We start from the raw sequence: 12,341 nt of genomic DNA on the forward strand, positions 1-12,341 counted from the left end.
CTCAGCCCTTCAATCCGGAGGTCGCCATACCGTCGATCAGGTAGCGCTGGAAGGCGAGGAAGAAGAGGAGCACCGGCAGCAGGGCGACCAGTGACATCGCGATCATGCCGCCGTAGTTGGCGACGCCCTCCTGGTCGCGGAACATCATCATGCCGAGCGAGACCGTGTACTTGCTGGGCTCGTTGAGGTAGATCAGCGGGCCCATGAAGTCGTTCCAGGCGTTGATGAAGGTGAAGATCGCGCTCGTGATGAGCGCGGGGCGGCACAGCGGCAGCACGATCGACCAGTAGATCCGCAGATGGCCACAGCCGTCGAGCCGGGCCGCCTCGTCGAGTTCGCGCGGCAGGTTCCGCATGAACTGGACCATGAGGAAGACGAAGAACGCCTCGGTGGCCAGGTACTTGCCGATCAGCAGCGGAACGTAGGTGTTGACCAGTTCCATCTTCTGGAACATCACGTACTGCGGGATGAGCAGCACGTGATACGGAAGCAGGAGCGTGCCGATCATGAGCGAGAACAGCAGGTTCCGCCCGGCGAACCGGATCTTGGCGAAGGCGTAGGCAGTCAGCGAGCAGGAGATGAGGATGCCGACGACGGAGCCGAGCGCGTAGAAGAGGGAGTTCTGGAAGAAGGTCGCGATCGAGATGTCCGCGATGCCGTCGGCCAGGCCCTTGAAGTTGCCGAGGACGGGGCTGGTCGGGAACAGGTTCAGGCTGCCGATGATGTCCCGGCTGGGCTTGAACGAGGCGCCGATGACCCAGATGACGGGGTAGAGGACGACCGCGAGGATCAGCAGCGCGCCGATGTGCCAGACCAGCGAGCCGGCACGCTTGCGGCCACCGGCCTCCAGTGGCTTGCGCAGGGTGGTGCTCATCGGGCGTCCTCCTCGTAGTGCACCCAACGCTTCTGGGACCAGAAGAGGACGGCCGTCACCAGCGCCACGGCGAGCAGCAGCATCCAGGCCATGGCGGACGCGAAGCCCATCTGGGACTCCTTGAATCCCTTCTGGTACAGGTAGCAGGTGTAGACGAGCGTGGCGTCCGCCGGTCCGCACTGGGTGTTGGAGACCACGTAGGCGGAGCCGAAGATCTGGAAGGAGTGGATGGTCTCCAGGAGCACGTTGAAGAAGAGCACCGGCGAGATCATCGGCAGGGTGATGTTCCAGAACCTGCGGAACGGTCCGGCGCCGTCCACCTCCGCTGCCTCGTACAGCTCCCTCGGCACCTGCTTGAGTCCGGCCAGGAAGATCACCATGGGGGCGCCGAACTGCCAGACGGTGAGCGCGACCAGGCTGTAGAGCACCCAGTTCGGGTCGCCGACCCAGCCTCCCGTGTGGAAGCCGAGGAACGTCTGCGTGCGGTCCACGATGGCGTCGTCGGAGAAGAGCGCGCGCCAGACGAAGCCGACGGAGACGCTCGCGCCGATGAGCGAAGGGGCGTAGAAGGCGGCCCGGTAGAAGGCCTGTCCCCGTCGGCTCTGTGCGAGCAGCAGGGCCACTCCGAGCGCGAGCAGCAGCTTGAGCGGGGTGCCGATGACGACGTACTTGGCCGTCACCTCGACCGACTTCTGCCACCGCGGATCGTGGAACATCTTGGTGAAGTTGTCGAAGCCGATCCACTTCGGCGAATTGAAGAGGTTGTAGTCGGTGAACGCGAAGTAGAGGGAGGCGGCCATCGGGCCCGCGGTCAGCAGCAGGAAGCCGGCGATCCACGGGGACATGAAGAGATAGCCGGCGAGGTTTTCCCGGCGCCCCCGCCGCTTTTTGGCGGCGGGGGCCTCGGGGCGTATCTCCGGGGCGTCGGGCGGAGAGTCCTTGACGAGCGTCACGGCGGTTCCCATCAGGCGGCGAGGGCGGTCTTCGCCTCGGAGAAGAACTGCTTGACCGCGTCGGCGACCTTCGTCGTGCCCTGCGACATGTCACCGCCGATGCGCAGGAAGGCGGACTCGCAGGTGTCGGCACCCGCCGGGTGCGGGGTGATGGTGCCGAGCACTCCGGCCGCGGCGACATCCGTCTCGTACTTCGCGATCGCCTGGTTGGGCGCGTCGGCCGGCTTGTACGCGTCGAACTGCTCGGTGGTGGCGAGGATGCCCCGGTCGTAGCCCATGATCTTGCCGACCTCGGGGTCGTGGACCATGAAGTTGATGAACTGGGCGACCTCCTTGGGGTGCTTGGTGCGGGCGGAGGCGCTCAGCATCAGGGAGGCGAGGTACTGACCGGTCTGCTTGCCGTCGGTGGTCGGGATCGGCGCGAGCCCGTAGGTGCTGGTGCCCTCGGCGGTGTAGCGGACCGTGAAGTTGTCCCAGGTGAACTCGGAGGCGCCGTGGGCCGCCGAGAGCGAGGACTTGGGCTTGTCCTGCTCGACCCGCTTGGGGTCGGTGACGATGCCCGCCTTGACGCGGTTGTAGCCGTCCGTCCACCACTCCGTCAGGTCGGCCTCGTCGAAGCCGAGTCCGTCCTTGGTGAAGAACGCCTTGCCGTTCTGCCGAAGGTAGAGGTCGTACAGGTACATGATGCTGAAGTAGCCGGTGTCGCCGGGCAGCTTCTGGGTGTCGTGGATCTTCTTCAGGGCGGCGAAGTACTCGTCCCAGGTCCAGCCCTGCTTCGGCTTGACGCCCGCCTTCTCAAACACCTTCTCGTCGATGACAAGTGACATGGTGTTGGATCCGACCGGAATACCGAGCTGCTTTCCGTCGACCTGACCGACCTTCTCGACTCCGGCGCGGAAGTTGTCGAGGCTCAGATTTCCCGCGTCTATCTGAGGCTTGAGGTCGAGCAGGATGCCTCTCTTGTCGTACTTCCGCAGGAATCCGACCGCGTTCTGGAATACGTCCGGGGGATTTCCACCGGCGGCCTGGGTCTGGAACTTCTCCCAAAAGGCCACGTAATCCTGGAAGTCGGTCTTCACCTTGATCTTCGGGTACTTCTTCTCGAAGAGCGCGATGGACTGGTTGATCCGCTTCGCCCGCTCGTCGGCGCCCCACCAGGCGTACCGGATCGTGACCGTCCCGTCCCCGGAACTGCCGCTGTCCCCGCCGCAGCCCGTCGTCGCGGCCAGCCCCAGCGTGGCCAGTGAAGCTCCGGCCGCCTTGAGGACCGTACGCCTCTCAACACTCCCGTTGTTACCCACAGTCGGGCCTCCCCGCGACGTCGTTGCCGCCTGCATGAATCGTTTCAAGTAAGCGCTTGCTGGCACAAGGTACGGAGGGCTTCCAGGCGCGTCAATGATTCGGACAGGAATTGATGTGACGCGGTTCGGCCGCGTGGCGACGGATGTCGGGGGCGCCGCTCCCGCGGGGGCGCTTGAATGCGCAGGTCCGGGGCGTGCGGTCGGGGTTTCGAACGGGAAACGGCGGGGCGGGCGAGCGAGGGGTCGGGCCGAAAACAAGTGCCGGGCGGGTGGGGATGCGGGGGCGGGGTGGGGACGGAGGAGGGGTGGGGGACCGAGAGTGAGGGGGTTGGGGGTGGGTATTCGCGAGGGGGTGATGTTCGAACTGGCGTACGTATGGGTGGGGTTGGTGAGGGCGGAGAGGACGGAGAGATGGGCAGGGGGTGGGCTTCGGGGGCTCGGGGGGGGTCTGGACGGGGCGCTGGTGGGTCTGGACCGGACCTTGGCGGGTGTCCGGACGGGCCTGGGCGGGTCGTGCCGACGTGGGCGGTCGGTGGGGGTACCGACGGCGGCTCGCTCGGGGTGGTCGGGTATTCGTCCTGGTCGGCGGGGCGACGTGGGGGCGCGTACCGCGATGCGGGACGGCTGGTGCGTACGGTGGCTTGCTCGGGTTGGTCCGGCGTTCGACCTGGTCCGCGGGCCGATGCCGGGGGCCCGCGATCCGGACCACTTGAAGCGCGCTCCGACGGCGGCTTGCTCGGGTTGGTCCGGCGTTCGACCTGGTCGGCGGGGCGGCGTGGGGGCGTCCCGCGATGCCGACCGCTCGATGCGCGCTCCGACGGCGGCTCGCTCGGGTTGGTCCGGCGTTCGCCCCGGCCCGCGGGCCGGTGAGGGGCGCGTGCCGCGATGCGGGACGACTGGTGCGAACGGTGGCTTGCTCGGGGTGACGCGGTGTTCGCCCCGGTCCGCGGGCCGATGCGAGGGGCCCGCGATGCGGACCACTTGAAGCGCGCTCCGACGGCGGCTCGCTCGGGTTGGTCCGGCGTTCGTCCTGGTCCGCGGGCCGATGCCGGGGGCCCGCGATCCGGACCAGTTGAAGCGCGCCCCAACAGCGGCTCGCTCGGGTTGGTCCGGTGTTCGCCCCGGTCCGCGGGCCGATGCCGGGGGCCCGCGATGCGGACCACTTGAAGCGCGCTCCGACGGCGGCTTGCTCGGGTTGGTCCGGCGTTCGTCCTGGTCCGCAGGCCGATGCGGGGGGGCCCACGATGCGGACCGCTTAATGCACCCGCCGACAGCGGCTCGCTCGGGTTGGTCCGGCGTTCGACCTGGTCCGCGGGCCGATGCAGGGGGCGCGTGCCGCGATGCGGAGGAGCTGTGCGGAGTAGCTACGCGGAGCTCAAGGCTCCCCAGGGCAATGCCTGCAACGCACCCGACGCCGCGCCGCATCCCGGCGGCGATGCCCGCGAGCAGCGCGGACAGCTGCGCGGTGGTCCGGCCGACGCCCGGTGCCGGACGGGCGAGCGGAGCCGCGTCATCGACGTGGCTAGACCCATGACGGGAAACCACCGGTGCGGGGGCGGAGGTCGGGCGGGCGCCCCCTGGGGGACGGGCATCTACTGAGGTCAGCGGCTTGAGAGAGGTTTACCGCCCGCCCGGAGTCCGCGTGCGGAGGGTGTTCGGGGGCGTGGGCGGGGCTGGGTCCGAGCGTGGGTGCCGGCGCCGATCTCGAGGGCGGCTGCGACCGTGACTCCGGCCCCCACATCCGGCGCTCGCGCGAGGACCGCTACCGGTTCCGCCGCCGGCACGGAGTGCGGCCTGTCGGCGCCGTGGGCGCGCCCTCCGGCCCTGCGGGGTGGTGCGGAAATGACGAAGGCGACCCTGCCCACATGATGCGTGGAACTGGGTCGCCTGTCGTGCTGGTGGGCGATACTGGGATCGAACCAGTGACCTCTTCGGTGTGAACGAAGCGCTCTCCCGCTGAGCTAATCGCCCGGGCGCAGAGAGAACATTACCCCATGTCAGGGGTGGCTCCGACCAGCCAAGGAGCCCCAGAACGGACCTTCACCCGTCGGTCATTCCTGGATGTTCCACGGCATCTGGACGCCGAACTTCCAGAGGTAGACGCCACCGAGCGCCGCGACGATGACGACACCGACACTCGTGAGAATGATGTTGCGGCGCCGCACCTTCGGGTCGAGTGCCCGCTGTGTCGCCTCCGTGACTTTGCGCTTCGTCCAGCGGAGCACCAGCTGCGCCCAGACGAACTCGGTCGCCCAGATCGCCATGCCGCCGAAGATCACCAGCCAGCCGGGGCCCGGCAGCGGAAGCATGATCACGCCCGCGGCGACCACCGCGAGCCCCACGACGAAAACACCCACCTGCCAGCTCAGATGCAGCGCACGGCGGGCCTTGATGAATTCCGGCGCCCGCGATCCGAGGGGCCCCTCGATCTTCGTCTCATCATCGGCCGTGGCGACCTCGCCCGGCTCGTCACTCCCCGTATTCATACGGCCAAACCCTACCGGAGAGAAACCAGTCACCGGAATGGCCCTATCCGGCGAACCTGCTCTCGGCCGGAAGAGTTACGTAAAGACACGCAAAACACTCAGAGGGGTTTACAACGGCACCGTAGGTGGCATGTCGATTTCGCCGACGTGCGAATCCCCGAGCGCACACTGAGCGAAAGGCCCTGGCGCTTATGAACACCACGGTCAGCTGCGAGCTGCACCTGCGCCTCGTTGTGTCGAGCGAGTCCTCACTGCCTGTACCCGCAGGACTGCGGTATGACACGGCCGATCCCTACGCCGTGCACGCCACCTTCCACACCGGAGCCGAGGAAACCGTCGAGTGGGTGTTCGCCCGCGACCTCCTCGCCGAGGGCCTGCATCGGCCCACCGGTACCGGCGACGTCCGAGTCTGGCCGTCCCGGAGCCACGGCCAGGGCGTCGTATGCATCGCCCTGAGCTCCCCGGAGGGCGAGGCCCTCCTGGAAGCCCCGGCGCGGGCCCTGGAATCGTTCCTGAAGCGGACGGACGCCGCCGTGCCCCCGGGCACGGAACACCGGCATTTCGATCTCGACACGGAGCTCTCACACATCCTGGCCGAGAGCTGACGAGACCCCCATAGAGCCGCCCGGCGCCGTCCACTCGGGGAGACGGCTCGGGCCTAAACATCTGCAATGGGCACCACCGCAAAGGGCACGAACACCGGCGCCGTCGCCGCGGACTCCCGCGGGGGCGGCGCCGGTGCGCGTGGTCACGGGCAGGCCTGGACGGCCCCAGCACCGGTGCGCGGGGCCGGGGCGGGCCTTCCTGCCCTGCCCCGGTCGGGGAGGCCGACGTGGGCCGGCGAGAGCCGCTGAGAGCCGACGAGGGCGCCGCACGGGACACGGGGCAGGCGCCGGCCGGGTCGGGTCGGGTCGGGCCGGGCCGACAAGACCGGGCGGGGCACACCCGGCGGACCCACGCGGCCCACCAGACTCAGCGCCGGCCCGGACGGGGCTGAGCTGTTTTCGGGCGGGTGCAAGGTGCCGTTCGTGGGGCGTGAACCAGCCCATGACTGGCCCGTGAACCGGCCCGGAGTCATGGCGGACCGCGTGCGGATCGACCGCCCCCGCTCCCCCATCCCAGGAAGCCACTACCATCGGCCAGCATCGGAGGGCGCCCGCCCGACCCCCAGGCCAGGGAGCGAAACGTGCTGATCACCCACGACACCCGGCGCTCTCTCGACGCCGTGGTGGACCTGGTGAACACCGCGGCGGAGAACGACACGCCGGACGGGCTCGCGGACGTCGCGTCCCTCGACAATTTCGTACGAAAGCACGGGATCAGTGATGTCGGCGTGCTGTCGGAGCAGGACCTCGCGGCCGTACGCGCGGTCCGCGGCCGGTTCGCCGGAGTCTTCGCCGCCGACGACCCCCGTACCGCCGCGGGCCTCATCAACGAGCTGGTCGCCGTCGCGGGCACCACTCCCCGGCTCACCGACCACGACGGCTACGACTGGCACGTGCACTACTTCGCGCCGGGTGCCTCCGTCGCCGACCACCTCGCGGCCGACTGCGGGATGGCGCTGGCGTTCTTCGTGGTGGCCGGGGAGCAGGACCGGCTGCGGCGCTGCGAGGCCCCGGACTGCCGGCACGCCTTCGTGGATCTCTCCCGGAACCGCTCGCGCCGCTACTGCGACAGTCGGACCTGCGGAAACCGGCTCCACGTGGCGGCGTACCGGGCGCGCCGCAAGGAAGCGGCGGGCTGACGGACGCTGAACGCGCGGCGGGCTGACGGAGCCCTCGGCGGGTGACGCCAGGGGCTCCGTGTACGGCTCAGAGCAGCAGCAGGTCGTGCAGCGAAGCCATGAGCAGCAGACAGCCGATCACCGCAAGGAAGATCATCAGCGGTGGCTGGGAAAGCGCGTAGAGACAACCCCGCGGCTCCTCGGGAGGGGCGGCGGTGTCGCTCTGTGTTGTGTCCAGCATCTCGCGGCGATGATGACGCAGCCACCACCCGCTCCGCGATCAACACGCCCGGAATGACCGGGAGTTCGCCAATATCCGCGATGAGCAGGCACGAACGTGATCGTTTCCGCGCTCTCCCATGATCCTCTGTGTCGTTTCAGTCCGTCATATGCCGCGCTTCTTCAAGATGGCCTCGATGTCGCTGAAGTCGTCGTCGGAACCCGCGGCCCGGGGCGTCGTCGCGGGCCGGGCGGCCGGACGGGAGCCCTGGGTCAGCGAGGGCGCCGAGGCCGCGGGGGCCACCGCCTCCCGCTGTGCGGCCCGGGCGGCCGCCTTGCGTTCCTTACGGGTCCCGCCGCCACGCCGCTCCACCGCCCGCGTGGTCATGAACAGCAGCCAGGCCACGCCCAGCACACCGAAGCCCGCCCACGCGGTGGGGCTGAAGGCGGTGTCGGCCAGCCAGCCGACGACTCCGGTCATCACCAGGCCGACCGGCACCAGCGAGTAGGCGGCGATGCGGGCGGCGGAGAGGAACCGCTTGCGGTAGGCCGTGACCGCGGCGATGCCGAGGCCGGCCGCGGAGACGGCGGAACAGACAGTCTCGGCAATCATCCGGTCCTCCAGGGCAGCGCTCGGCAGAGCGGGTCGGTTCGTCACTTCCATCCTGCACCGCCCCACGCCCGATATGCCATGCTCCGGGCGGACCTCAGGGACATCTCCGGGTCGGGGTCCTCCCCAGGTCCCGGTTGGGGGGCCGTCGGCAGGGCTGGGAGACTGGGTGCCATGAACGACTCCCCCGCAGCCCGCGCCACCGCCGTCCTGGACGTCTGGTGCGAACTCCAGTGCCCCGACTGTCGCAGCGCCCTCGCCGACCTGCGTGCGCTGCGCGCCCGCTACGGCGACCGTCTGGAGCTGCGGCTGCGGCACTTCCCGCTGGAGAAGCACAAGCACGCCTTCGCCGCCGCGCAGGCCGTCGAGGAGGCCGCGGAGCAGGGCCGGTCCTGGCCGTACGTCGAGGCGGTCCTCGACCGTGTCGAGGAACTGGACCGCAAGGGCGAGCCCTTCCTGATCGAGGTGGCCCGCGAACTCGGTCTGGACGCCGAGGAGTTCGACACCGCCCTGATCGACGGCCGGCACATCCTGATCGTCGACGCCGACCAGGCCGAGGGCAAGGCCATCGGCGTGACCGGCACCCCGACGTACGTCATCGGCGGCGAGCGGCTCGACGGCGGCAAGAGCCAGGAGGGCCTGCGCGAGCGCATCGAGGAGATCGCCGACCGCCTGCTGGCCGAGGACGCGTAGTCCTCGTTCTCGCGAAGTGATTCAGATCAGGTTCTCGTAGAAGTGGTTCAGAGCAGGTTCTTGTAGAGGTAGTACTCGCTCGTCGTATAGCCGAGTGACTCGTACAGCTTCTCCGCCGGGGTGTTCCCCGCGAACACGTTGAGGCCGATGCGGTCCCTCTCGCCGGCCACCGCCCGGGCCTCGGCCAGCAGCATCAGGGTGCGCCCATGGCCGCGGCCCCGGTGCTCGGGGCCGGTCTCGACGCCGAGCACGAACGCCGCGTCGGGCCACAGGACCAGCCACAGCGTGCCGACCGGGGTCCCCTCGTGTTCCAGGACACTGAGCACCGTGTTCTCGCTGGCCAGTCCGTCCGGCAGGAACCGGGCGAGCCCCTGGTCCGTCTTGCGGTACGCCTCCGCCTCGGGCACGCCCCGCTCGATCTGCGAGCGGGCGAACTCCTCGCGCTCCTTCGCCAGCCAGGGCACGTACTCGGCCTCGGTCATGGGCCGGGCGACACTGCCGACCGGCAGTGCGGGGCCGGGGCCGTCCAAGGGCTTGGTCATGACCCGGTTGCTCAGGACGTACCCGAGCGTCGTGGCGAGCCGGAGCACACCGTCCGCGTCCCCGGGCACCGACGTCTCGACGCGCTTGCAGCCCCAGCCGCGGGCGACCTCCTCGGCCGCGAGCACGGCCACCGTGCCCCGGCCCCGCCCACGGTCGGGTTCCTCGACGTACAGCTCTCCGACTCGGGCCACGGTGGGGCCATACTCCGGATGCGTGGAGAGGTGGATCCCGCCCACGGGACGACTGTTCACGCACACCTTGTAGCGGCGGGACAGCGCCCCGTCACCTCCGCGCTGAAGCGGCTCGGTCGGCCGCAGGGTGGTGGTCATCAGGGGTGTTCTACCCGTCCCGTGCCCCGTCGTCATCCTGTTTTGCCGTCATCCTGTTTCGCCGTCGTCCTTCTTGCGCGCTGACGTGCCACGCGTGACCTCTACGGGTCGAGGTCGCTTCCGGCCCGCTCCTCGAAGACGCGCATGGCCTTGGCGGTCACCGGGCCCGGCGCGCCCGGGAGTTGACGCCCGTCGACCCGGTGCACACCCTGCACGTCCCGCAGCGTGGACGTCAGGAAGACCTCGTCCGCACGCTCCAGGACATCCAGCGGAAGATCGGTCTCCCTGGCGCCGGTCCATTCGACGGCGAGCGCACGCGTGATGCCGGCGAGACAGCCGGAGGCGACGGGCGGGGTGTGGATCTCGCCGTCGAGGACGACGAAGACGTTCGACCCCGTGCCCTCGCACAGCTGCCCGACCGTGTTGGCGAACAGCGCCTCGCTCGCGCCCTGTTCGCGCGCGCGGGCCAGGGCGACGACGTTCTCGGCGTACGAGGTGGTCTTGAGGCCGGTGAGGGCGCCGCGCTCGTTACGGGTCCAGGGCACCGTGATCACGGCGGTGGAGTCGGGGCGGCGGGTGGACTCGCCGAGGGCGACGAGCAGGGTCGGGCCGTGTTCGCCGCGGTCGGAGCCGAGCGGGCCGTAGCCACCGGTGTAGGTGATCCGCAGTCGGCCGAGCGGCATCGGGTTGGCGTCCAGGACGGCGGCGCAGGCGCCGCGCACCTCGTCGAGGTCGGGTGCGGCCAGCCCAAGGCCGCGCGCCGAGCGGACCATCCGGTCGAGGTGGCGGGTCAGCGCGAACGGCCGTCCCTCCACCGCCTTCACGGTCTCGAAGATGCCGTCACCCACGGTCAGCCCGTGATCGAAGGCGGAGACGCGGGCGGACTCCATGTCCTGCAGACCGCCGTCGAGCCAGATCTTCACGTCAGAGAGTCCTTCCACTTTCGTACGCGTCTCCGTACTGTCCCGACGCTACCGCGAGCAGTCTCGCGGCCTTCAGCTCGGTCTCCTGCCATTCCCTTTCGGGGTCGGAGCCCCAGGTGATGCCGGCGCCGGTGCCGAAACGCAGGACGCCTTCGGCGCGGTCGGTCCAGAAGGTGCGGATGCCGACGGCGAGCTGGGCGGTGGCGCGGTCGGCGTCGACCCAGCCGATGCCGCCGCAGTAGGGGCCGCGGGGTGCGGTCTCCAGGGCCTCGATGATGGTCAGGGCGCTGGTTTTGGGGGCTCCGGTGACGGAGCCGGGCGGGAACACGGCGGCCAGCAGATCGGGCCAGCCGGTGTCGGCGCGCAGGTGGCCGCGGACGGTGGAGACGAGGTGGACCAGCCCGGGGTGTTTTTCGACGACGCACAGATCGGGGACGGTGACCGTGCCGGTGGCGCAGACGCGGCCGAGGTCGTTGCGCACGAGGTCCACGATCATGACGTTCTCGGCGTGGTCCTTGTCGAGGAGGTCGGCCTCGGTGCGTCCGGTGCCCTTGATGGGGCCGGATTCGATGACGGGGCCGGTGCGACGCAGGAAGAGTTCGGGGGAGGCGGTGGCGATCTCGACGCCGTGGCGGGGCAGGCGGATCGTTCCCGCGTAGGGGGCCGGGTTGCCGCGGGCCAGCAGCGCGGTGAGGGCGTCGATGTCGGCGTCGGGGGCGAGGGGGGCGGACAGGACGCGGCAGAGGTTGGCCTGGTAGACCTCGCCGGCGGCTATGTGGGCGCGGATGCGGCGTACGCCGGCGGTGTACGCGGCGTGGTCGAGGGAGGACGTCCAGTCACCGGGGGTGGGTCCCTGCCACTGCCCGGGGACGGGGGCGGGCACGGGTTCGGTGCGTACGTCGGCGAAGCGGGCGCAGACCAGGCCGCCCTCGAAGTCGGCCGCGACGGCCCAGAAACCGGCCGAGTCCAGGGCCGCGGGGTCGCTGGTGACGTCGAGGAGACCGGTCGCGACGAGGCCACCGAAACGGGCGAGAGGAGGGAGGTCGAGCACGCAGTCGAGTCTAGGTCGGGTGACCTGCGGGTGCCCTGACCGTGTCCTTTGCCGGACAGACCGCAGCACGCTGCGCAAACGCGTTTTTGTGCTGGCCCGGGAATCCGCTAGAGTTCAACACGTCGCCGGGACGCGCAAGCCGAACGGAAACGACGCGCGGACGTAGCTCAGTTGGTAGAGCGCAACCTTGCCAAGGTTGAGGTCGCCAGTTCGAACCTGGTCGTCCGCTCGCAGGAAGAGGGGGATCATCCCGAACCCCCACACTCCTGGTGGAGTGGCCGAGAGGCGAGGCAACGGCCTGCAAAGCCGTCTACACGGGTTCAAATCCCGTCTCCACCTCCAAGGACGATTAGCTCAGCGGGAGAGCGCTTCCCTGACACGGAAGAGGTCACTGGTTCAATCCCAGTATCGTCCACTGGTCCGCAAGGACCCGATCCATCTGGATCCCCGCGCGATTAGCTCAGCGGGAGAGCGCTTCCCTGACACGGAAGAGGTCACTGGTTCAATCCCAGTATCGCGCACGCAGTACGCACCACCCGCACCCTCTGCAGGGTCACCTGCGCGATTAGCTCAGCGGGAGAGCGCTTCCCTGACACGGAAGAGGTCACTGGTTCAATCCCAGTATCGCGCACCAGC

Annotated in this window: 12 protein-coding genes and 6 tRNA genes; 8 read left to right on the forward strand and 10 right to left on the reverse strand. The window is 69.4% G+C overall.

Annotated features, from left to right (window positions below; genetic code table 11):
• Position 1: 1 nt before the first annotated feature.
• From ACZ69M_RS19155 to ACZ69M_RS19175, 5 genes are all read right to left on the reverse strand, one after another.
• A complete protein-coding gene (locus ACZ69M_RS19155) occupies positions 2-874 on the reverse strand; it encodes a carbohydrate ABC transporter permease (RefSeq protein WP_355428426.1) in 873 nt (290 codons plus the stop codon).
• Positions 871-1,827, reverse strand: coding sequence for a carbohydrate ABC transporter permease (locus ACZ69M_RS19160; RefSeq protein ID WP_470051236.1), 957 nt, complete (start codon positions 1,825-1,827; stop codon positions 871-873). Before ACZ69M_RS19160 ends, ACZ69M_RS19155 begins: the two co-directional genes overlap by 4 nt.
• A gap of 11 nt (positions 1,828-1,838) precedes the next feature.
• Positions 1,839-3,128 (reverse strand): ABC transporter substrate-binding protein, encoded by a 1,290-nt coding sequence (locus ACZ69M_RS19165; protein WP_470051238.1) that lies wholly within the window; start codon positions 3,126-3,128, stop codon positions 1,839-1,841.
• Between the two features lie 1,896 nt (positions 3,129-5,024).
• Positions 5,025-5,099, reverse strand: a tRNA-Val gene (locus tag ACZ69M_RS19170).
• A gap of 80 nt (positions 5,100-5,179) precedes the next feature.
• Complete coding sequence (locus ACZ69M_RS19175) at positions 5,180-5,614, reverse strand: TIGR02611 family protein (protein ID WP_470051240.1); 435 nt, start codon at positions 5,612-5,614, stop codon at positions 5,180-5,182.
• Between the two features lie 191 nt (positions 5,615-5,805).
• Here ACZ69M_RS19175 and ACZ69M_RS19180 point away from each other — a divergent pair, with 191 nt between their 5' ends.
• Both ACZ69M_RS19180 and ACZ69M_RS19185 read left to right on the forward strand, forming a co-directional pair.
• On the forward strand, positions 5,806-6,219 hold the full coding sequence (locus tag ACZ69M_RS19180) for an SsgA family sporulation/cell division regulator (RefSeq protein WP_003959770.1): 414 nt from the start codon (positions 5,806-5,808) through the stop codon (positions 6,217-6,219).
• A 581-nt stretch (positions 6,220-6,800) separates the two neighbouring features.
• A complete protein-coding gene (locus ACZ69M_RS19185; protein ID WP_352047930.1) occupies positions 6,801-7,358 on the forward strand; it encodes a CGNR zinc finger domain-containing protein in 558 nt (185 codons plus the stop codon).
• A 67-nt stretch (positions 7,359-7,425) separates the two neighbouring features.
• On the opposite strand, the gene ACZ69M_RS19190 is transcribed toward ACZ69M_RS19185, so the two are convergent.
• Together ACZ69M_RS19190 and ACZ69M_RS19195 are read right to left on the reverse strand one after the other, a co-directional pair.
• A complete protein-coding gene (locus ACZ69M_RS19190) occupies positions 7,426-7,578 on the reverse strand; it encodes a hypothetical protein (RefSeq protein ID WP_168490065.1) in 153 nt (50 codons plus the stop codon).
• A 144-nt stretch (positions 7,579-7,722) separates the two neighbouring features.
• Positions 7,723-8,169 carry a hypothetical protein gene (locus ACZ69M_RS19195; protein ID WP_470051242.1) on the reverse strand — a complete coding sequence of 149 codons (447 nt, stop codon included), beginning with the start codon at positions 8,167-8,169 and terminating at the stop codon, positions 7,723-7,725.
• 171 nt (positions 8,170-8,340) lie between these two features.
• Here ACZ69M_RS19195 and ACZ69M_RS19200 point away from each other — a divergent pair, with 171 nt between their 5' ends.
• Positions 8,341-8,859 carry a DsbA family protein gene (locus tag ACZ69M_RS19200; RefSeq protein ID WP_470051244.1) on the forward strand — a complete coding sequence of 173 codons (519 nt, stop codon included), beginning with the start codon at positions 8,341-8,343 and terminating at the stop codon, positions 8,857-8,859.
• 47 nt (positions 8,860-8,906) lie between these two features.
• On the opposite strand, the gene ACZ69M_RS19205 is transcribed toward ACZ69M_RS19200, so the two are convergent.
• The 3 genes from ACZ69M_RS19205 to ACZ69M_RS19215 form a co-directional block, all read right to left on the reverse strand.
• Positions 8,907-9,731, reverse strand: coding sequence for a GNAT family N-acetyltransferase (locus ACZ69M_RS19205; RefSeq protein WP_470051246.1), 825 nt, complete (start codon positions 9,729-9,731; stop codon positions 8,907-8,909).
• A 101-nt stretch (positions 9,732-9,832) separates the two neighbouring features.
• A complete protein-coding gene (locus ACZ69M_RS19210) occupies positions 9,833-10,654 on the reverse strand; it encodes an aminotransferase class IV (protein WP_470051248.1) in 822 nt (273 codons plus the stop codon).
• 1 nt (position 10,655) lies between these two features.
• Positions 10,656-11,705, reverse strand: coding sequence for a chorismate-binding protein (locus ACZ69M_RS19215; protein ID WP_470051249.1), 1,050 nt, complete (start codon positions 11,703-11,705; stop codon positions 10,656-10,658).
• A 156-nt stretch (positions 11,706-11,861) separates the two neighbouring features.
• Here ACZ69M_RS19215 and ACZ69M_RS19220 point away from each other — a divergent pair.
• The 5 genes from ACZ69M_RS19220 (at position 11,862) to ACZ69M_RS19240 (ending at position 12,339) form a co-directional block, all read left to right on the forward strand.
• Positions 11,862-11,934: transfer RNA gene (locus ACZ69M_RS19220), tRNA-Gly, on the forward strand.
• Between the two features lie 39 nt (positions 11,935-11,973).
• Positions 11,974-12,047, forward strand: a tRNA-Cys gene (locus tag ACZ69M_RS19225).
• Between the two features lies 1 nt (position 12,048).
• Positions 12,049-12,120: transfer RNA gene (locus ACZ69M_RS19230), tRNA-Val, on the forward strand.
• Positions 12,121-12,154: 34 nt separating this feature from the next.
• A tRNA-Val gene (locus tag ACZ69M_RS19235) sits at positions 12,155-12,226 on the forward strand.
• A 38-nt stretch (positions 12,227-12,264) separates the two neighbouring features.
• Positions 12,265-12,339: transfer RNA gene (locus ACZ69M_RS19240), tRNA-Val, on the forward strand.
• Positions 12,340-12,341 lie beyond the last annotated feature (2 nt).

The organism is Streptomyces sp. NPDC107454 (assembly GCF_055582885.1).